The sequence below is a fragment of the Borborobacter arsenicus genome, assembly GCF_003934165.1.
Lineage (GTDB): Bacteria > Pseudomonadota > Alphaproteobacteria > Rhizobiales > Rhizobiaceae > Pseudaminobacter > Pseudaminobacter arsenicus.
This window is the reverse complement of sequence record NZ_RKST01000001.1, coordinates 272,425-293,744: the sequence shown is the minus strand read 5'-3', so window position 1 is coordinate 293,744 and position 21,320 is coordinate 272,425. Positions and strand designations below refer to the sequence as shown.

Annotated in this window: 10 protein-coding genes; 5 read left to right on the top strand and 5 right to left on the bottom strand. The window is 60.3% G+C overall.

Going from position 1 to position 21,320, the window contains the following annotated elements:
• The first annotated feature begins 2 nt into the window (after nucleotides 1-2).
• Nucleotides 3-746 (top strand): 4'-phosphopantetheinyl transferase family protein, encoded by a 744-nt coding sequence (locus tag EET67_RS08975; protein ID WP_128626147.1) that lies wholly within the window; start codon nucleotides 3-5, stop codon nucleotides 744-746.
• Here EET67_RS08975 and EET67_RS08970 read toward each other — a convergent pair whose 3' ends face one another.
• The 5 genes from EET67_RS08970 to EET67_RS08950 form a co-directional block, all read right to left on the bottom strand.
• Nucleotides 747-2,330, bottom strand: coding sequence for a glucosamine inositolphosphorylceramide transferase family protein (locus tag EET67_RS08970; protein WP_128625803.1), 1,584 nt, complete (start codon nucleotides 2,328-2,330; stop codon nucleotides 747-749). It abuts the gene before it with no gap.
• A gap of 61 nt (nucleotides 2,331-2,391) precedes the next feature.
• The gene (locus EET67_RS08965; protein ID WP_128625802.1) at nucleotides 2,392-5,151 is read right to left on the bottom strand and encodes a condensation domain-containing protein; all 2,760 of its coding nucleotides are present in this window, start codon (nucleotides 5,149-5,151) and stop codon (nucleotides 2,392-2,394) included.
• Entirely contained in the window at nucleotides 5,148-13,208 is an 8,061-nt protein-coding gene (locus EET67_RS08960) for a hybrid non-ribosomal peptide synthetase/type I polyketide synthase (RefSeq protein ID WP_128625801.1), read from the bottom strand. The genes EET67_RS08965 and EET67_RS08960 overlap by 4 nt, the downstream gene beginning before the upstream one ends.
• A complete protein-coding gene (locus tag EET67_RS08955) occupies nucleotides 13,205-15,076 on the bottom strand; it encodes a non-ribosomal peptide synthetase (RefSeq protein WP_245450814.1) in 1,872 nt (623 codons plus the stop codon). The genes EET67_RS08960 and EET67_RS08955 overlap by 4 nt, the downstream gene beginning before the upstream one ends.
• A gap of 411 nt (nucleotides 15,077-15,487) precedes the next feature.
• Nucleotides 15,488-16,282, bottom strand: coding sequence for a glycoside hydrolase family 16 protein (locus tag EET67_RS08950; RefSeq protein WP_128626145.1), 795 nt, complete (start codon nucleotides 16,280-16,282; stop codon nucleotides 15,488-15,490).
• A gap of 317 nt (nucleotides 16,283-16,599) precedes the next feature.
• On the opposite strand from EET67_RS08950, the gene EET67_RS08945 reads away from it, so the two are divergent.
• From EET67_RS08945 to EET67_RS08930, 4 genes are all read left to right on the top strand, one after another.
• Nucleotides 16,600-17,970, top strand: a complete 1,371-nt coding sequence (locus EET67_RS08945) for a hypothetical protein (RefSeq protein WP_128625800.1) — start codon at nucleotides 16,600-16,602, stop codon at nucleotides 17,968-17,970.
• Nucleotides 17,967-19,193 carry a polysaccharide pyruvyl transferase family protein gene (locus EET67_RS08940; RefSeq protein ID WP_128625799.1) on the top strand — a complete coding sequence of 409 codons (1,227 nt, stop codon included), beginning with the start codon at nucleotides 17,967-17,969 and terminating at the stop codon, nucleotides 19,191-19,193. The genes EET67_RS08945 and EET67_RS08940 overlap by 4 nt, the downstream gene beginning before the upstream one ends.
• Before the next feature lie 99 nt (nucleotides 19,194-19,292).
• Nucleotides 19,293-20,024 (top strand): Crp/Fnr family transcriptional regulator, encoded by a 732-nt coding sequence (locus EET67_RS08935; RefSeq protein WP_128625798.1) that lies wholly within the window; start codon nucleotides 19,293-19,295, stop codon nucleotides 20,022-20,024.
• 511 nt (nucleotides 20,025-20,535) lie between these two features.
• Nucleotides 20,536-21,240 (top strand): response regulator transcription factor, encoded by a 705-nt coding sequence (locus EET67_RS08930; RefSeq protein WP_128626144.1) that lies wholly within the window; start codon nucleotides 20,536-20,538, stop codon nucleotides 21,238-21,240.
• The last annotated feature ends 80 nt before the right edge of the window (nucleotides 21,241-21,320 follow it).

The window sequence follows — 21,320 nt, the reverse complement described above, 5'->3', positions numbered from 1 at the left end:
ACATGCGTCCGCTCGATTCCTGTCCGGTGGATATCTGGCGTTGGGATCTGGATCGGCCGACAGCCGAACTTGCATCGCTACGGCCGCTTTTGTCTGAAGACGAGAATGCGCGCGCTGCGCGCTTTGTGTTCGACAGGGACCGCAATCGTTTCATTGCCGGCAGGGCGGTTTTGCGCCGGATTTTGGGCCGCTACCTGGCAAAGGAGCCGGAAAGTTTACGATTTTCCTATAACGGCTTTGGAAAACCCTGGCTTACCGGCGAGCGCGCGTGGTCACTTCATTTCAATCTCAGCCATGCGGGCGGCGTTGCAGCCTTGGCCGTATCGCATCTTCATGAAATCGGGATAGACATCGAGGAAAGAAAGCCGCTGAAGGAGGACGTCGCGCGCCGCTTCTTCTCGGCAGCCGAATATGGCGAACTGCGCGAGCTTTCGGGTCGGGACTATATCGAGGCATTCTACCGCTGCTGGACGCGCAAGGAAGCCTTCGTGAAGGCGCATGGCGAAGGCCTGTCGCTGAACCTTGCGAGTTTCGATGTGACGCTGTTGGAAGGCGAGGCCGCGCGCCTGCTGCGGCTGGCCGGCGACGGCGAAGCTCCCATGCATTGGCGCATGGCGAATGTGAGTGTCGCCCCGCACCTTGCGGGAGCGGTCGTGGCAAACACTGGCGGGGCTGATATTTCGCTTAGGTATCGCCGCCTGCGCGACATGGATCAGGCAATGCTGCTGGATTCCGCTCCGGCCTGATCAGTGGTTCATGCGCGCATCGAGGATGAAACGCCCGCCGGCGGCGTCGAAGTGGTGGCAGCCGCACAGGCCCTTCTTGAAGTCAGGTGTTAATGTGCGGACCATGCGCTCGCGGTAGGTTTCCAGGTCGAGCTGTTCGATCTCCATGATGTTCAGCCCGAAACCATATATCCCGCGCGAATTGTTCTGCGAGGGTCGATAGAGCCTGCCATTGCGGCTGACCACGCGGCCGGCATTGCGGGCGATCGCGCTCCCGATGACGACGGGATTCGTCTTGTGCGGCACGACTGATTTCAGCGCCGGCCCATCGACTTGGAACACGTAGAGTTCGCTGCAATGGTCCTCGAAGGCGTGATGGTCCGACAGGTTGGTCAATAGCCACCACTTGCCCTGATGCTGGAACATGGTGCTGTCGACGGGCGACAGGCCGTCCAGCGCGGTGGCGTGCAGTGTCCATTTCAGCGGAAACTCGACGCAACGCCAGATTTCAAGGCGGCGCGCCTGGTGTGATTCCGGCATCATGTAGATGTCGTCGCCATGCGAGAATACGAAGGGGAACGACAGATGGTAGTCGCATTGAAGCGCCTTGCCCAAAGGCTCGATGCGGTTGCCTTCCAGCCGGCCCACCGCAATATGCGCCCGTTTGTCATGCGTCGTATAGTTTTCGTAGAAAACGTAGTTTTCGCCCGCATGCTGAAAGAGGAACGGATCGGCCTTGATCGAATCCGGCGTCGGCGGAATTTCCACCGTCTTTGCCGGGTCGAAATCGTCCACCCCGCCATAGCCGCTATAAAGCGTCCACATCGCCGAGCGAAGGCCCAGTTTGGCCTGTGCGCTCTTGGCCAGGCGGGTTGCGGCCGACCAGCTGGTCTTGAGGATATAAGCGCCGATCTCGCCGGCGTGCGGAGCTTCGATGCCGGGGGTGACGGTGCCGATAGCTTCCGACCGGATGCTTCTTGTATCCGCAAGGCGACGCAATTCGCGCATCAACAGGATGACGGCCTTTTCCTTGACGAAGGCTGCATTGCGCGCAGCGCTGAACTTGGTGTTGTATGCGGCCGAAGCGATCGTCTTGGGTCTGGCCTGTCCGCGGCAGCGCACCCGCAAAGAGACATTGGTCACCGGGGCGTGGCTGCTCGAATCGGCAAAAGCGGTCCAGTCCGCCTTGCGGGAATGGGTGTCGGCAAAGCTCAGTGCCCAGACGCCGAAAGGAAGTGCCGCAACGATCGTATCCGGCAGCAGGCCGGGCTCATGGCGCAGGACCAAATCGAGGTGCAGGCGGTCCAGTGCCTGCGCGTCGACCTGCGTCACCGGCAGCCGCTCGATCAGTGCCTCGCGGCTCCTGAAAAGCGGAGCCTCGACGCGTGGCTGTCGGGCAAAGAGGCGATTGTCGACATAAGATACGAGATCATAGAGCCGGGTTGGCTCAGGCGTGGCCGGGGGCCGATCCTCTATGATGAAGGCGGTCAGTTCGAAGCGGGAATCCGCGAGCAGCTTTTCAAAGAGCCGTAGCTCCCAATTTTCAAAGCGGCGCTGCTCGCGGAGCAGTATTCCTATGCGAAGCGAAGCGGTTTCATCCTGCATTGTGGCTGTCCTGCCGGTTTTTGTTGACGCCGCCCCATGGTTTTATTCGAGGACTCCTAGCCTAGCCATCGAGCTTTTCGGAGATCACACCGGCAAGACGCTTGATGCCGATGCTTGACAACGAATCCTCATGCCAGCCGCGCAGGTCGAACACCTCGGTGGTTTTCGGCAGAAGTTCGCCCCAGCCGAAGCGCAGTCTGGCAGCGCGCGGATGGTTTGCCTGGCTTCGGAAGAGAAGCACCCGGCCTTTTCCGGGGTAGTGATTCGGATGGTACCGGCGCGAGGCCGCCACCAGATAGTCCGTTACCTCGACGGTTTGCACCTCCTCGCGCGAAGGCGCGCCGATCAGGCCTATTTTCGTGAGCAAGCTGAGGCTGAGCCGGAACTCCTTGAAATATTCAGTTACCGGCATCCTGCCGCTCAGCAGCTTGCCGGTGAAGTAGAAGGCGCGCTTCACGCGCTTTTCCAAGTTCCAGCGCCAGCGCGTGAAGCGGTTCAGCGAGGTGACATATCCCGGCGCCCAGCTATCGATCATGGCAACGAAGCGCACGTCCTTGCCAAGCGCTGTCAGCTGATGGGCCACTTCCAGCGCCACGATGCCGTTCACGCACAGGCCGACCAGTCCGATCGGAGCGTCCTGTTCGTCGATGCGCATGGACTGGATCAGTTCGGCAGCGATTTCCTCCATAGAGAGGCTTCGCATCTCGTCGGTGATCGTCGTGTTGAACATATGGACGTTCGAGACACCCGTCTCGCCGCCTATCTCCCGCGCCATCTGGAAATAAAGCAGCGGGTGGTTGAGCGTGTAAATCACCGTGCCGTCGTTTCCCGGGCGATAGACGCTCATATCCCAGTGCGACGGTGATACGCTCGGGTCCGATGGCGCCATGACGGCGCCGAACGCGGTCTGGACGAAGTCGCGCAGGGTCGAGGCACGAAACAGCAGCGCCAGGTCCGGTCGGATGCCGAACTTCCCGTTGACTGCCGCCAGCATGCGCAGGGCGAGCAGCGAGTGCCCGCCGAGAGCGAAGAAATCGTCTTCGGGCCCGACCATGTCGAGGCTCAGCATTTCAGCCCAGATTGATGCCACCTGCTTTTCGATTTCCTCCAGCGAACCCCGCAGGATCGGTGCTGCCTCAGGGGCCGGTTCGTCGGGTATGGGCAGTTTTGAAAGGTCGATTTCGCCCTGTTCGTTTTTCGGCAAGTCGAGGATTATGCTAACGCCCATTGGCATATCCTTTCCGGCTAGGGTGGCGTTCAGATGGGTAAGCAGCTTCGCTGGCAAGCCCTCGAGCCGCTCGGCTGTAGTTTTCCTGGGAACGATGAAGGCATAGGTTCCGCCGGGTTTGCCTGGGAATGGAACCGTTATCGCCTCCGCCACCGCCGGATGTTGGCAAAGTAGTCTTTCGATAAGGCTGCCTTGGCTTTCCGCCACGCCCGGCGTGGGAGCCTGCCTGGGGCGTATCGGTATGGACGACAGTTTTGCCGACGGATTCTCCAGAGCCAGCTCATAGGTCGCCTGCCAAAGCCGCAGGAATTCCTCGGCCGTGCTCTTGTCGAAAAGATCGGTGTTGTATTCGATCGACATGCGCCAGTGGTCCGGCCGGCCGATCATGATGAAGCTCAGATCGTAGATCACGCCCGGCGATTGCGAAGGGGCGCTAATCAGTTCGAAATCGCCGTAATGCGCGTTTTCAAGAAATGCCTTCTGCAGGTTGAAATTTACCGAAATCAGCGGATTGCGCGACGGATCGCGGTGCGGATTGACCAGTTCTACCAGCTTGTTGAAGGGCATGCGCTGATGGTTCAGTGCCTTGGAGACAACTTCATTGGCCTGTCCGATATGCGCGTCAAAGCTCGTTTCGTCAGCGATGTTGAAGCGCAGGACGAGGTTGTTGATGAAGACTCCGATGAGATTTTCCAGATCGACATCGTCACGGCCGGCGATCTGCGTGCCGAAAAGCACTTCCCGCTCTCCGGTGAAACGATGGAGCAGGGCACTGATGACGCCGCTGCCATAGCCGTAGATCGACATTTGCCGCGCACGTGCCGCCCGGTCCATTCGCTCGCCGAAATCCTTCGGCAGCACCAGCGAGATGATGTCGCCGCGATAGCTCTTGCGTTCGCCGCGCGGATGATCCGGCGCCACTTCGAAATAGGGCGCATCGCCGAGTTGCTCTTGCCAGAAGGTCTTTTCAGCCTCGAAGCCATAGCTGGTCAGATATTCGTCCTGCCACATGGCGTAGTCGCCATATTGCAGCGGCAGCGGATCAAGCCGCGGCTGGCGCTGCTCGTCGATGGCAGCAGCGAATTCTCCGAGTTCACGCCCCAGGACGCGGATCGACCAGCCGTCGAAGCAGATCTGATGGGCTGTGATCAGAATGAAGCCGCGCTCATTGTCGACCTGCAGGAAGGTGATGCGGAAAAGCCCGGTATTGCGCAAATCGAACGGGATGCTTGCCGTTTCCCGCCCGATCGACTGAACGCGCTCGTCGCGCTGCTCGGCCGGCACATTGCGCAGGTCGATCACCGACATCTTGAAATCGACCTTGTCGACCACTTGCTGGAACGGCTGGCCATCCTTGACGATGAAGCGGGTCCGCAGGATTTCATGCCGGTCGACGATCTGCTGAAAGGCGGATTCGATGCTCTTGATCTTGAAGCGGCCGCGGATTTCCCAGCGCACGGCCACGTTAAGTGCGGGATTGCCCGGATTGAGCTGGTCGAGGAACCAGCACCGCTGCTGCGTATGCGTGCAGGGAAACTCGCCCACGACCGTCGGCGTGTCACCGGCAATGTTGCTGAACTGGTCCTGCTTCATTGCGGCAGTCTCCCCAGGCCACGCCGTGCGCCGTTACGGAAGTCCCGCAGCGAGGGCATGGCGGAGCGAAGCTCGATATTCTGCGTCTGCGCATAGACCGCCAGTTCCGAGATCGTCGGGTAACGCAGCAGGTGCTTTGCCTCCAGCGCCAGCCCCTGATCCATCATCCTTGCCGCCATGCGGAAGATGCTCAGCGAGTCCGCGCCCAGCGAATAGAGATTGTCGTGCACGCCGACATCATCGATCTTGAGCACGTCCTTCCAGATGCCGGCGAGCTTTTCTTCCATCGGCGTCATCGGCATCTTGATGGCTTGGGCCGCCTCTCTTTGCGGTGCAGGCCGTGTCGTCAATGCCTTGCGGTCCAACTTGCCATTGGCGGTTTGCGGCAACGCTTCGAGCGATACCCATGAAACCGGAACCATATGGGTCGGCAGATTCGCAGCCGCATGGGTGGCCAGATCGGCGGGTGTCGGCTGCGCGCCTTCCAGCGGCACGACGTAGCAGACGAGTTGCTTGTCGCCATTGCGGGCGGTCGCCAGTGCCACCGCGCAGTTCTTTACGCCGGGAGCGGTCTGGATAACGGATTCGATGTCGCCCAGTTCGATGCGGAAGCCGCGCAGCTTGATCTGCTGGTCGCGCCGGCCAAGCAATTGCAGCGAACCATCCGCCAGCCTTCGGCCGACATCGCCGGTCTTGTAGAGCCGTTGCGGCGGCGCATCGCCTATGGCGATTTCGACGAATGCCTTGGCAGTCAGTTCCGGCTGGTCGAAATAGCCGTTTGCCAGACCCTCGCCGCCAATATGCAGTTCGCCGATGACGCCCACCGGCGCCAGCCGTCCGGCTTCATCGAGAACGAGAAGCTGCGTATTGGCGATGGGCTCTCCGATCGAGATCGGCGCATCGCCTGCCGCCACGCGGGCCAGCGATGACCAGATCGTGGTCTCGGTCGGACCGTACATATTCCACAATTCGCCGCCGACCTTGAGCATCCGGTTTGCCAGATCGCGGGGCAGGGGCTCGCCACCGCACAGCATCTTGAGGCCAGGCTGGTCCTTGAGCCCTGCCTCAAGCAGCATCATCCACAGCGTCGGCGTGGCCTGGACCACGGTGGCGCCGCTCTCGACGATGCGCTTGACCAGCGCAAAGCCGTCCTGAACCTCGATGCGGTCGGCGATGATCGTCCTGCCGCCGGTGACCAGCGGCAGATAGAGTTCAAGTGCTGCGATGTCGAAGGAGATTGTCGTCACCGCGACAATTGTGTCTTCGGCCGTGAAGCCCGGCTTTGCCGCCATTGATGTCAGGAAGTTGACCAGGGCGCGATGCGAGACCTCAACGCCCTTCGGCGTACCGGTGGAACCGGAGGTGAAGATCACATAGGCACCCATCTCCACGCTGGCAGGACGTTTTTCCAGCGGCCCGCCATCCATCGCGGCGATCGTGTCCGCATCCAGATCCATACGGACGACGCTCGTTCCCTCCATAGCGATTTCGGCGATCGCGCTCGAATTGCAGACCAGGCCGGCTATGCGCGCCGTTTCCATGACCTGGCGTAGGCGCACTGCCGGGTGACCGGCGTCGAGCGGCACATAGGTGTGCCCCGCCTTCATCACCGCAAGCAGGGTCACCAGCATGTCGAGCGAGCGATCCATGGCGATGGCGATGCGCTGGCCGGGGGCGGGCAGTTGCGCCTGGATATGACGCGCCAGCCGGTTCGATTTTTCGTCAAGCTCACGGAAGCTCATCGGAGTTCTGTTGTGCTCGGCTGCGATGGCATCCGGGCGTGCTTTCGCCTGTTCGGCAAAGAGGTCGAACATGAACTTGTCGCGCGGGTAATCCGCAGCCGTCTTGTTCAAGCCGTGGGCGAGCCAATCGGATTGCTGCGTATTCAGCAGCGGGATCGCTGCGACCTGTTGGCCGGTATCGGCGGCGAGCGAGATCAGCATGGTCCGGAAATGGTCCAGCCAGCGCTCGATGGTGTGCGGGTCGAAAACATCGCGGTTGAAATCGACATCGATGCGCAACCCGTTGTCACCGTCGATCATGTTGAGGAACATATCGAAATTGGAGAAGGCCTTGGGGTTGGGCGTTACCGCGGCCTTCAGGCCGGGCAAGTTGAGATTGCGCGCCACCCGCTCCAGGTTGAACTGGATTTCCGTCAACGGCAGGCGCGAGGGGTCACGTTGTTGACCGAGTTTGCGCACCAGCGTGCCATAGGTGTAGTCCTGATGCTCGAAGGCCTGCAGCACCAGTTTCTGCGTCTCTTTCAGGTGGTCGCTGAAATTGGTGTCGGCGCTGACCGTCTGGCGGATCGGCAGCAGGTTGACGCAGTGGCCAACCAGGATCTTGTCCTCGACCAGGCTTTGGCCGGCCGAAGGCACGGCAATGACGATGTCGGAACTGCCCGACAGCCGTGAGATCATGATCTGCAGCGTTGCCAGCAGGGTGGAAAACAGCGTCGCGCCATTGCGCGCGCCGGCAGCACGCACCGCTTTGCAGATTTCCGGCTCGATATGGACGGTCTGCGTGCCGCCGCCGAAGGTACGCCGCTCGGGGCGCGGGCGGTCCAGCGGAAGGTCAGGCAGGTCCGGTATCTCGCGGAACTGGTCGAGCCAGTAGTTTTCCGTCTCCGCCGAAGGCACGGCGGCGTCGAGGCCGGCCGCATAAGAGGCGAAGGACATCGCCGGCTCAAGGTCCGAACCGGAGCCGGTCACGCGCGCGGCATAACAAGCCGAAAGCTCTTCAAGAATGACGTTCATCGACCAGCCGTCGCAGACGATGTGATGCGCGCTGAGCATGAAGACGTGGTTTGCCGGCGACATGCGGATAAGCCGCGCCCGCACCAGCGGGCCTTCGACCAGATCGAAGGGCTGGTGGGCATCCTCGACGATCAGCTTGCCCAGCCTGGCAACGCGGGTTTCATCGCTGGAGTAATCGAGGTTTTCCAGCTCGAGCTTGAAATCGGGAATGATCTCGAAGCTCTCGCCGCTGCGCGCAAAGCGGATATGCAGCGCATCATGGCGGGCGATCACCTCATCGAGTGCTGCCCGGAATGCGCCTTCATCCAGTACGCCGTCCAGCGTCAGCCGGAAGGATTCGTTGAAGGCGCATGACGCCTCGTCGCCGAGCTGTGCGGAGAGCCAGATTTCGGTCTGCGCCTCCGTCAGCGGCGCTTCGCGTATGGCCGCTTCCTGTGCCGGTGGTTCGCCGGCAGGCGCGATGGCGGACGCAGCGACGCTTTCGCCGTCAGAGGTCAGGATGCCGGCTGCCTGCAGCGTATCGACGCTTGACTTGAACGCATCGGCGATATGCCTGAAATCGGCCTCCGAATGCTCGGTCGTCAGGAAGCAGGGATAGCCGTCCTGGATGTGGATGCCCTGCATGCGTAGCAGCGGATAGATCAGCGTGCCGAGCGGATCGCCGTGGCTGAAATTGGTTACGAACCAGCTCTTATAGGTTTCCAGCCTGTCGGCCACACCGCGCTTGCCAAGATGCTCGTTGATCTCGGCTACGAGGCTCTGTGTGCGCTCTGCCACCCGCCCATAAAGTGCAGTGCCTTCACCCTTGATATGGTTGAGCACGGCCTTGGCCGCGGCAAGCACCACCGGGTGGCGCACGAAAGTGCCAGCAAAGAAGGTCGGCGCCACCATGGGAACGGATTCATCGCCATATTGCCACTGGCCGCCGTCAAGCGCGTCCATGAATCGCGCATCTCCGGCCAAAACGCCGATAGGCATGCCACCGCCCAGCACCTTGCCGTAAGTGGCCATGTCGCCGCGAATGCCCCACACGGCCTGGATGCCGCCGGGATGGACGCGGAAGCCCGTCACCACCTCGTCGAACACCAGCGCGAATTCCGAGGCGGTTGCGACCTCGCGCAACGAGCGCACGAATTCCACCGGCTGGAATTCCGGATGCCGGCTCTGGATCGGTTCGATGATGACGGCAGCGATGTCGTCGGCATTGTCGCGGATCCAGTCGAGGCTTTCCTGTTCGCCATAGCGCAGCACGGTCATGTTGGAGACCGAGCCCTGCGGAATGCCGACAGCGATCGGCAACGCGACCGGCGTGCCGGATTTGTTGCGGCCCTTCACCAGCACTTCGTCAAACTGGCCGTGATAGTCGTTGCCAAACACCACGACACGGTCGCGCCCGGTGACGGCACGGGCCACGCGCATCGCTGCCATCACGGCTTCCGAGCCGGTGTTGCAGAAGGTGACGCGCTCATGGCCGGTTATTTCGGCAATCAGGGCTGCCACTTCGCCGGCAAGCGGCGTCTGCGGGCCAATCGCAAAACCTGCTTTCAGCTGTGCACTCACCGCGTCGAGCACGAAATCAGGCGCATGACCGAAGGCCGTCTGACCCATGCCATCGACCAGATCGATATATTCGTTGCCGTCGATGTCCCAGATACGCGCTCCTTTCGACCTGTCGGAGACCACCGGAAAGACGATTTCCTTCAGGTCCAGGCGGAAGCCTGAGGCGGCGCGCGGATCGGCCAATTGGCCACGATGCTGCTCGGTGAAGGCCTTCGATTTGCTGTTTCGCTCGCTGTATTTTTCGGCCAGGTCGGCAATGAAACGCTGCTTTTGCGGGGAGAGTTGCGCATCAGCAGCGCCAGGACGATAGAGCTTGATGCGGCCACCGCCGATATCGGCATCGTCCGCCAGCTTGCTCGCGACTGCGGCAGGTTCAGGCTTGGGGGGGCTTGCGGGGGCCACCGATGTCGTCGCTGCTGGCGCCGGCATCGGTGCGGGAGTGGCGGTCATATGCTGGACCGCCTGGAGCTGTTGGGCGAACAATTGCTGCATGGCCTGCATCTGCACCTGCAGCAGGGCGCCGAGATCGCCCGCAGTACCATTCGCCACCGGCATCGCGACCGGCTGGGCCGGCATCGTAGCGGGGAGGGACTGGGTCGCCGGTGCCGGCATCTGCGCCGCAGCCGCAACCGGTGCGGCCGCCTGTGCCGGCTCAGGAGGCAGTTCGCTATCGAGATACCGCGCCAAAGCGGCGATCGTGGGAATGCTGCTCAGCAACTGCCGGAACGAAAGCTTGGTCTTGTATTGCTTTTCGATGCGCTGAGCGAACTGCCCGATGAAGAGCGAGTCATAACCAAGTTCGAGGAATGTGGACTGGATCGAATCCGGTCCCAGATCGTCGCCCGCCATCTCCGCCAGGAGCGTCAGAAGTGAGGTCTCGAACGCCGGCACGCGGCTGGCGACGATTGGCTGCGCAGAAGCATTCATGACGGAAGTTCCATTTTCGACGGATGGGAAAGCAGGTGTTGGGTCGACGGATTGGGAGGCTGCGGGCGGGTGGTGTGCAGACTGCTGGAGCAGTTGTTGCCGGATCGGTGCCGGTGCCTTGATCCAGTGGCTTTCTCGCTGGAAGGGATAGGTCGGCAGGGCAATCCGCCTGACCGCACGTGAGGCCGGCCAAGGGAGGTCGACGCCGACGCTCCAGATCCGGCCATGCGTTTCGGCGACGGTTTCGCTGGCGCTCGTTTCGCTGTCGTGCAGCGGCAGCGACTGGACGATTGCCGCAATTGCCTCGCGCTTGACCGTCTGCGTGGCGAGTACCGACAGGGTCTGACCCGGCCCGACTTCGATCAGAACCGACTTGCGCCCCTCGCAGATCCTGGCGATGCCGTCGGCGAACCGCACTGCTGCCCGGCAGTGCTGCGCCCAATATTCGGGTGAGGAGCCAGACTGATCGTCCTGCCAATCGCCGGTCACGCAGGACACATAGGGAATGATCGCCTTGCCGAAGGCCACCTTTTCGGTCTCACGGCGCAGCGCGACGACTGCGTTGTCCATCATGGCCGAATGGAAGGCGTGGGAGGTGTGCAGGCGGCTGGATGCTATTCCTTCCTGCTCAAGCTGCGCCGATACGCGATCGATCGCGTCGAAGGAACCGGCAAGAACGCAGAGCTTCGGCGCGTTCACGGCAGCGAGATCGATACCGTCGCCTACGAATTTCATCGCGGTTTCGACCGGCGCGCGCACCGAGATCATCGCACCGGCCGGCTGCAACTGCATCAGCTTGCCGCGCGCGGCGACCAGGCGCAGACCGTCGTCGAATGACATGGTGTTGGCAAGTGTGGCCGCCACGAATTCGCCGACGCTATGGCCGATCATGGCATCCGGCACGAGGCCGCGTGACATCCAGAACCGTGCAAGCGCATATTCGATCAGGTAAAGCGCGGGCTGGGCGAGCTTCGTGTCGCGAAGCATCCGCGCCTTCTCCTCATCCGTGCTGGTGCGGTCGCTGCAGATGAAATCACGGATGTCCGTGTCGATCAGCGGTTGTAAAAAGTCCGCACCACGGTCGATCCAGCGCGAGAATTCTGGTTCTCGCGCATACAGATCGCCGGCCATTCCGACATACTGGGCGCCCTGTCCCGGGAACATGAAAATGACGGATGGCGGCTGGCTGTCAGCGTTGCCTGAGACCAGTCTGTCTTGCTGCAGTCTTGCGATCGCCTCATTGACATTTCTGCAAGCGATCGTCGTCCGGTGCGGAAAATCGCGGCGCCCTACTTGAAGGGTGTGCGCCATCCTGGAAAGCGAGATGCCGGGCTGCTCCTTCAGCCATTCGGCAAGGTTGGACCGCATCGTCGTCAATGCGGCTTCGTTTCGTGCCGAAAGCGGCAGGATGTGGATTTCCTCCTGCTCCCCCCGGTCATTGGCATCAGGCGCCAATGGTGCCTCTTCCATGACGACATGGGCATTGGTTCCTCCGACTCCGAAGGAACTGACACCGACCCGCCTTGGCTCGGCACTGCGAGGCCATTCGACGAGGCCGGTCGGAATGAAAAATGGACTGTTGGCGAGATCGATACGCGGATTGGGAGTGTGGAAATTCGGCAAAGCAGGAATTTCGCCGTGATGCAGCACCAGGGCGGCCTTGATCAGACCGGCTACACCTGCTGCGGCATCGAGATGGCCGACATTGGCCTTGACCGAACCGAGCGCACAGCGGCCCTTGCGGTCCTGATCGCCGAAGGCGCTGAGCAATCCACTGAATTCGATCGGGTCGCCAAGGGGCGTGGCGGTGCCGTGGCATTCGACATAGCCGATGGTGGCGGCATCTATGCCGGCATTGGCATGCGCGGTGCGGATGCATTCGGCCTGGCCATCGACACTCGGAGCCGTATAGCCGGCCTTGTGCGAGCCGTCATTGTTCAGCCCGTAGCCACGAATGACCGCATAGATATGGTCGCCCTCGGCAAGCGCGTCTTCCAGCCGCTTGAGCAGGACGACACCGGCGCCGCTGCCGAACACCGTTCCGGCCGCCTGCGCATCGAAAGGCAGGCAGCGCCCGTCAGGCGATGCCATGCCGCCTTCCTGGTAGATATAGCCGCGCTTCTGCGGGAAGGTGATGGAGACGCCACCGGCGAGCGCCATGTCCGACTGATAGGTCAGCAGGCTCTGGCAGGCCTGCGTCACCGCCACCAGGGAGGTCGAGCAGGCGCACTGAACCGTGACGGCGGGCCCGCGCAGATTGAGCTTGTAGGCGACGCGGGTGGCCAGCGTGTCGTTGATTGCGCCGACGAGTTCGGAAAAGCAGCCGATCTGATAGTTGGAGGTGAATTCCTCCACCTTTTCGCGGTCCGACAGCACATTGTTGATGAGATAAGTCGCCATGGCGCTGCCAGCGAAAACGCCGATCGGCCCGCCCACTTTCTGCGGGTCATAGCCGGCATTCTCCAGCGCCTCCCAGCAGATTTCGAGAAACACCCGGAACTGTGGGTCGGTCAGCGCCGCTTCCCTCGGATACATGCCGAAAAACTCGGGATCGAACTTGTCGACCTCTTCGAGGAAGGGCCGGGAGGCAACGTATTCGGGCGATGCGCGTGTTTCGTCACCGAAGGCATCCTCGATCTCGTCGGAAGCGAAAGTGACAAAGGAATCCTTGCCTTGCCTTATATTGCTCCAGAATTGCTCGATCGTTCTGGCGCCTGGAAAACGCCCGGACATGCCGACGATGGCGATCCGGCCAAGACTGTCGTCCTCAGCGAAGGCGGCATCGAAGTCCGAGGAGAGAAGCGTGTCGGTCATATCGCCCTCCGGCGCATCTGAGCGAGCATCTGCTGCTGGCGCTGCGCCCTTGAATTGATCCGGGCGACCTTGTCGGATGCGTCTGCCTCGCCGTTCAGATAGCGGGCAAAGTCGCGGATATTGGCGTGCTGGAACAGGGCGACCACGTCGATCAGCTGGTCGTATTTCTCCTGCAGCGTCGCGTGCACCTTGATCAGTTGCAGCGAGGTTCCGCCGAGGTCGAAGAAGTTCTTGGTGGCGTCGACATTCTGTATGCCAAGCACCTCGCCCCAAAGGGCTGCCAGCAGCCGTTCCGTTTCATCGTGGGCCGCGGTTTCGTCCGTGGCGGAGGGGGCGGCTTCCCTCGAAGGGATCGGCAACTTCGCCCGATCGACCTTTCCGGCGCCGGTAAGCGGGAAGATGTCGAGCACCATCGTCTGGCCGGGGATCATATGCGCTGGCAGCCTTGTCCGAAGGGCTGCAAGCACTTCCGATGCGAGCTTGCCATCCGCGCTTGGCTGGAGCGGCTTCAGATAGGCAACGATCCGTTTGCCAGTGTCATCCTGGTGGCACATGACGATGGCATCGGCCAACCGCTCGTCCTGCCGCAAGGCGCTTTCGATCTCATCGAGCTCGATGCGCTTGCCGTCGATCTTGACCTGGCGGTCGCGCCGTCCCAGAAATTCCAGCGAGCCTTCGAAGTCCATGCGTGCCATATCGCCAGTCTGGTAGACCCGGACCTGCCGCCCGTCCGCCAGCGTGACGGTGACGAAACGTTCCTCCGTCAGATCTGGCCGGTTGAAATAGCCGATCGCCAGTCCGTCACCGGACACACAGAGTTGTCCCTCGTTGCCGAACGGCACTTCTTGGAGCTGTTCGTCCAATATATGGACTTCGCTATGGGCGATCGATTTGCCGATCGGCAGCGTGTCGCCGGCAAAACCCGGCGGGACCGTATAGGCGGAGGCCATCACCGTCACCTCGGTCGGGCCATAGGCATTAGTCAGCAGGCAGTCGGGATAAAAACGCAGGAACCGCCTTGCATGGGATGCCGAGCCCACATCGCCGCCAAACAGCACATGACGCAGCGATTGCAGTCCCTCCAGCCGATGGTCTACGAGCAGATGGAACAGGCCGGTCGTCAGCAGGGTCACCGTCACCCGGTTATTGGCGATGGTGCGCGTCAATTGCTCGAGCGAGAGCTGGCGGTCGCCGATACCCACGAGACGGCAGCCGTTCAGCAGCGCCCCCCAGATTTCAAATGTCGAGGCGTCGAAAGAGATTGTCGCGGTGTGAAGCACCACATCATCCGGCCTGAATCGGATGTAGTTCTGGTCTCGGACCAGGCGCGCGATGCCGCGATGGGGGACGACCACTCCCTTCGGCCGTCCCGTGGAGCCCGACGTGTACATGACATAGGCGGCATCACCACCTGACACCAGGCATACAGGCCCCCGAGCTTCCTGCGTCTGTTCGATTGAGGCTACCAGCCGGTCGAGATCAACGAGATTGCCGGTCTCGCCAGCGATCGAGGCCAGCCTGTCCAGAGACTCGTGCTCGGAAAAAATCAGCTTTGCCGCGCAATCACCGATCATGTAGCGCAGATGCTCGACGGGATAGGTCGGATCGAAAGGCGCGTAGGCGGCGCCCGCCTTGAGGATTGCCAGTTGCGCTATGATCGTGTTGAGCGAGCGCGGCAGAAACAGGCCGACGACATCGCCTTTGACGACGCCTTGGCGGGCGAGTTCATGCGCCAGCGCCGATGAGATGATGTCGAGCCGGCGATATGAGAGCCGTTTGTCGCCGAAGGAAATGGCTGTGGCGTCAGGCTGGAGGGTGGCGAGTTCGGTTACGAGATCATGGATCGGTCGGTCGCGCTCATATCGCAAGCCTGCACCCTCCTGTGTGTTGTGAACCTGGTTTCGAGCAGATGTCGCCTGCGGCCCCCCATTCCCCATCGCTTGCATATGCATCAGCGCCACCACCCCGTTTCGCACCGCTCATTCCTGCATTTTCTGCAGGCAAGTCTGGGGCCGTCTTCTCGGAAAGCCGCCCCGGGCGCCGTTTGGATTATGGAAATAGACCGCGCTTTTGCGCGTTCAGTGAGTTGGAAAACTTCGGTAGCCGATACCATCAAGGTATGATCGGGCTACGCCGTTCGAGGGGCATAACGGCGCCATGACTTCGGCCGGACGTGCAAAAGGTACGGTAACGCCTTGAATCGGCGTGCAGTCCGCCTCGCCAAAGGCAGCGGAGCGGATGAGGGGGCTATCGGGGTTCTTGCCCATGCCTGATCCGGGTCAGGGAGCGTAGACCCGGACATAGTCGACGAACATTTCGGAGGGGTCGGGTGTGTCCTGCGTCATTTCTTCGACAAGGGCGAGGTTGAGCAGAACATAAAGGGGCTGACGGTGCTCTGGCTGTGTCGGTGTCTTCCAGATGAATCGGCGGTCGAAATAAAACCGGATCCAGTCATGGTCGATGGCAAGGCCATAGGTATGAAACTGGGTTGGATCGGCTTCCGGGAAAACCTCGACCCGGTTGAAGGTGGAATAGTGGCGACCGTCGCGGTGCCAGACATGCACGCCCGAGGAATAGCCATCGGGCTTGTGCCCATAATATTCAAGAATGTCGATTTCGGCTGTCGATTTCGACCGGTCCTTGCCGATCAGCCAGAATGCCGGCCATACGCCGACACCGATCGGCAGCCGGGCCCGCATTTCGAAATAGCCATATTGCTGGGCAAAGCCGTTGCCCTTGGGGTCCACCGAGGCAAGCAGGCCGGACCGCCAGTCGCCTTCCTTATCTTTCGTGGCCTCGATCTTCAGGATGCCGTCCTTGACGGTGAAAGGGTAGGTCTTGGTGGGGTTGGCGAATCTGGCGGCGCCGAAATCTCCCGACCATGGCGTGTGGGCGATCCATTTCGTGCCCGGTCCCCAGGCCGAGACATCGAGCGTGTCAAAATTCTCCTCGAAAGTCAGGGTCATGGCATCCAGATCGAGGTTGTCACCCGGCTCGGCAGCCGGGGCCGATTGGGCGGAGCGTAAGCCCAATGCGGTCGGGGCTACGCCGAAAGCGGTAGCCAGCATACCCATCGTGAGAAATATGCACAGCATCAGGATAATCGTCCCGTACGATCTACGTAGACGTTTCATGGAATTCTACTCCGTCTATACCTTAATATGACCAATACACCTTGAGTAAATTCGATCTTTACCCCTGCGTGTCTCGCGTTCATTCTAAAGACAAAGATACATATAAAAAAATCACAAAGAATAAGCGTTGGTCGTTTCTGGAGCGACCCAGCACGGGGAGTACGCAAAAGGGATTCCTGATGGGGCTCAGCGGGCTTGGTCTAATTGCGATAGTGGCGGGTCTGGCCGTCCTGGTGGTGCAGGCGAGATGGGCAGCAATGCTCATGCTGACGTCGACGGTGTTCGGCGCGGCGGCGGCTTTCAGCGTGCCCGGTCTCGGCGGCGCATCTGTCCTGGTCCCAAGCATGTTCCTCATCTTCTATGCGGTCCGCGTCTTCATGGCCTGGGGCGAAGGTCCTATTTTCGGGTCTTTCAAGCCCTTCGGTGCCGGGTTCTGGCTGCTGCTCCTGACCACCTATGGCCTGGTGGCGGCTTTTTTCTTTCCCCGCCTCATGGAGGGCATCACCGATACGATGCTCGTGACGCGGCTGGTCGGCGGCCTGAGTTCGATTTCACTGATCCCGCTGGAGCCGTCTGGCAACAACATCACGCAATCGGTCTACGCCGCGGGAGGGCTGGTCTGCTTTGCGGCATCGGTGGCTTATTACCGCCGTCCCGGAGCGCTGGAGGACCTGTACAAGGCCGTTATTGTCGTCACCATCGTCAATCTTTCATTCGCGGTGATCGATGTCGCTACCTGGGCGATTGGCGCGGAGTTCGTGCTGGATTTCGTCCACACCGCCAATTACGCGTTCCTGACCGCCGCAGAGAAGGGCGGATTGAAGCGGATTTCGGGTTCGTTTCCGGAAGCATCGGCTTTTGCTGGCTACACCTTGGCGTTGTTTTCCGTGAATGCCAGCCTCTGGCTCGATCGCATCAAGCCGCATGTCACGGGGCCGGTGACATTGGCGCTGCTGCTGGCGCTGGCGCTCTCGACGTCGGCCACGGCCTATGTCGGGCTGATCTCGATGCTGGGCTTCCTCACGCTGCGGTCGTTGAGCGCGCCGGTCTTCGGGCGCGAAGCGCAGCGGCCGGTCTTGCTGGTCGGCCTGCTGGTGTCCGCACCCGTCCTGCTTGGCGTCGGCATGATCCTCTTGCCAGGGGTTGCGGACGTGGTTGCGGGCTTTCTTGACGAGATGCTGTTCAACAAACTCGACAGCCAGTCCGGGCAAGAGCGGATGATGTGGAATGCGGTAGCCTATCAGACATTCCAGGATACCGGATGGCTGGGGGCCGGCATCGGCAGCGCCCGCGCATCGAGTTACCTTTTGGTGCTGCTATCGAATGTAGGTGCCCCGGGATTGATGCTGTTTGTGTTGTTCCTTGGCTCGATCCTATTCATCGGGCCGGCTGAACATGTCGATGAGTTTGGGCGCGGCGTGTTTCGTGCCGCGCGCGCCGGTGTTCTGGCGGGCATGGCGGAGGCCATGACCTCCGGCACGGTCTATGATCTCGGCTTGCTGTTTTATGTGCTGGCCGGCGCGGTTGCGGCCAATCAGTTACTGCTGCGCGCCAGCCCGCAATTATCTGCCCTGGCCTGCTTTGGCAGCCGCCGCTTTGCGGCCGGGACCAAGAGGGCAGGCACATGAGAATCCTTATTTTCAACGTCAAGTTCAGCGAAAATCTTGGCGATGGCATTTTGGCGATGTGCCTTGAGCGTGGACTGATGCGAGCGCGGGAGGACATTGAGGTTGAAACCGTCGACGTCGCCGGCAGGCAAGCCTTCGGCGAGGTGAGGGAGGGACGTCGATTCTTACTGCGCCTGTTGGAATTGATGCCGACCTCGCTCAGGCGCCTTGCAGTGAGTGCGGCATTGGCTCGCTCTCTGCCGCGTTGGAGCGGGTTTTGGCGGCAGCGTGTCGATCAAGCCGATGTTGCCGTGATCGGCGGCGGAAATCTGTTTCAGGACGACGACCTGAATTTTCCTCTCAAGATTGGAACAGTCCTGGGAATTCTGCGCGGCGCCGGACTTCCCGTTGCAGTCCATGCCGTCGGCGCCAGTCGCCATTGGTCATTGCGCGCAAGGGAACTGTTCGCCGGCCTTCTCGGCAACAGGGTCGTGCATGTCTCTGTCCGCGACGAGGGGTCCAGGCAAAACTGGCGAGGATATTTCGGTGAAACTTTCGACGTCGAAATCTGCCCGGACCCTGGATTGCTGGCAGCCGAGATGCTGGGAATCCAGCCCGTACCACCGCTTGACCGGGAACCGACTGTCGGCATCTGCGTCACGCATCCGGTGATCCTGCGGCGGCATGCCGGCATTTCATTTTCGCAAGTGCCGCTGCGGAGCGTTTCGGCCTACCGCGACCTGGCCCGCGACCTCGCAAGACGCGGCTACAAGGTCTTGCTGTTCACCAATGGGGCGCGGGAAGACCAGAGTTTCCTCGATAAGGTGATGCAGGATCCGGCGAGTGCGGAACTGATTGCTTCCGGGCATTTGCAGGCAGCGCCGCGGCCGCGCGAGCCGGCGGAATTGCTCGCCATTCTGCAACCTCTGTCTGCGATCGTCGCCCATCGGCTTCACGCCAGTATCGTCGCATATTCGTTTCGGATACCCCATGTAGGGCTTGGTTGGGACAGCAAGGTGAAGTCGTTTTTCAAGGCTGTCGGGCGCGATCGCTTCCTCGTCGAGGGCGATCATCGCCCACCGGAAATTGCCGCGAGTGTCGCTGCTGCCATCGCCGAGGGTATCGACCCGGCGCTTCACGCTCATCAGTTGGAACAGGCCAGACAGGGTATTGATCGTCTCTTGGACAATCTTTCCGTCGCCTTTGCCGGGCCGCTGTCCAGATTACCCTCAAAAGTGTCTTAATTCTCTCCCACTGTGTCATTGTTCATAGAGGATGAAGGAAATCGATCTAAAATTTCATTTACCTTTTTACGTGAAGGTAACGCAGGTGGCATAGATTCCATGACGTTCTCTGCTCAGACATTTCAGTTCTTCTTGCAGTCGCTCCCGATCGGAGCAGAGTTGAATAGCGCTGAAATATCAAGCATCCAGTCACTCAATGTCACACAGAAATATTACCCCCCACATACATTGCTGACCGGGCAGGGTGAATTCGAGCACCGGATATTTTTCATGAATTCCGGTTGGGGTTGCATCTATCGTGACCTTGCTAACGGCGACCGGCAGATCATCGATTTTCCCTTGCGGGGCGACATCATGGGGATGCGCTCTGCCGAAGGTCCGAACTACAATTCGTTCGCCTCTGTAGCAGATGTTTCGGTGTTCGAAGTTCCGGCGAAAGCTTTCTATGCCATGCTGGAGCAATCGCCGCGGCTAAGCAGCTATTTCATGCGGGTGACAAGTCGTCAGCGTTCGATCATCATCGAACATCTAACGAATTGCGGACGGCGCAGCGCGCTTGCACGAACAGCTCATCTGTTCCTGGAATTCGCCTCCAGGCTGGATGCATTCGGTTCGCTTAGCGAAAACAGCTATGAGTGTCCGCTAACGCAATATGAACTGGCGGATGCGGTCGGGCTTACACCCATCCATATCAATCGAATGCTGAGGGAATTGCGGGAGCGAAAACTTGTATCCTTCCGCAACGGCGTCGTGAAAATCCACGACTGGTACGAACTGGCAGCGCTGTCGAACTTTGATCCGGATTATCTGGTGCTCAAAACGCTTTCCTGAGTATGAGGCTGCCTGGTTTTGCTGCCAGAGCCGCGTTGACCAGTATGGTTAACATTGTGCTGACCCCGACAATTCTTGCTGTACTATATGTGCACGAAAAGGTGCAGCTTCTTCGTCTGGATCGCAGGAAAAAAAATTTTCAGATGTTGCCGACTTGCATCAATACTTTTCGAAAAGCCGGTGGGTAACGATTTGTTAGGGAAGGGCTAACCTGGATTAGCGTAAAAGTTTTCGGGACACCTATCATCATCATTGTTCTGACTCGTCAATGCGTTAGCCGTGCTGAAGGGCGGCATGTCGCGATGCAGAATCGCGACCGGCTTAGGGTGTGGGCGCATGAAGAACATAATGGCGTAAAAATTCATTAGGGGTCGTGGGCACGTCGTTAGGTCAACGGCATCCAATTGGGTGGAGTCTTACAATGGAGACTATGGCTAAATCGAACGGAGAGCAGGTACCCATCAGAATTCCGAAGTCTGACGGGATCGATGGTCAAAATGCACGGGCGGACATGGCCCTGCACAACCGGCCATTCGACTATGGTTCCTCACTCGTCATCATCGACAATCGCGCGCTGGATCGGGAATGCCTGGCAGAAAGCCTTGCTTCCCACGATATCGAAATGGATGTCGTCGCCTGCGGATCGATCGAGCAGTGGAGGGCAATTGAAAAATCGCATCCGCCGCTTTCGGCAGTCCTTTACAATGTGGGCGGGCGCAAAGTTACTGACCAGGCTGTAGCCAATGAAATCACGCAGCTTGTAACACACCTCAGCCCGGTGCCTGTGGTCGTGCTGGCAGACACGGATGACCTTTCCCATGTCGTCAAGGCGTTGGATTGCGGGGCTCGCGGCTATATCCCCTCATCGGTTGGCATCGGCGTTTGCGCTGAGGCGATCAGTCTGGCCCTGGTGGGCGGGGTGTTCGTTCCGGCCAGCAGCCTGCTGGCCATGCGAAAGGTTGTCGAATCCAACAACCAGCAAGCGCACCCCATGGCGGGAATGTTCACCTTGCGCCAGGCAGAAGTGGTCGGCGCGCTGCGGCGCGGCAAGGCCAACAAGATCATAGCGCATGAACTCAACCTGCGCGAAAGCACGGTCAAGGTTCATATCCGCAATATCATGAAGAAGTTGAAGGCCACGAACCGCACCGAGGTGGCCTACAAGATCAATGATCTTTTCCCGATGGAAGAAGATCCTCTCGGTTTCCGCAGCTGATCCGGGTAAAAATTATTGACCTCTCCAACGTATCGGGCTGTGGAGACGCAGTCCGGTACGTTTTTTTGTCTTTATAGCGA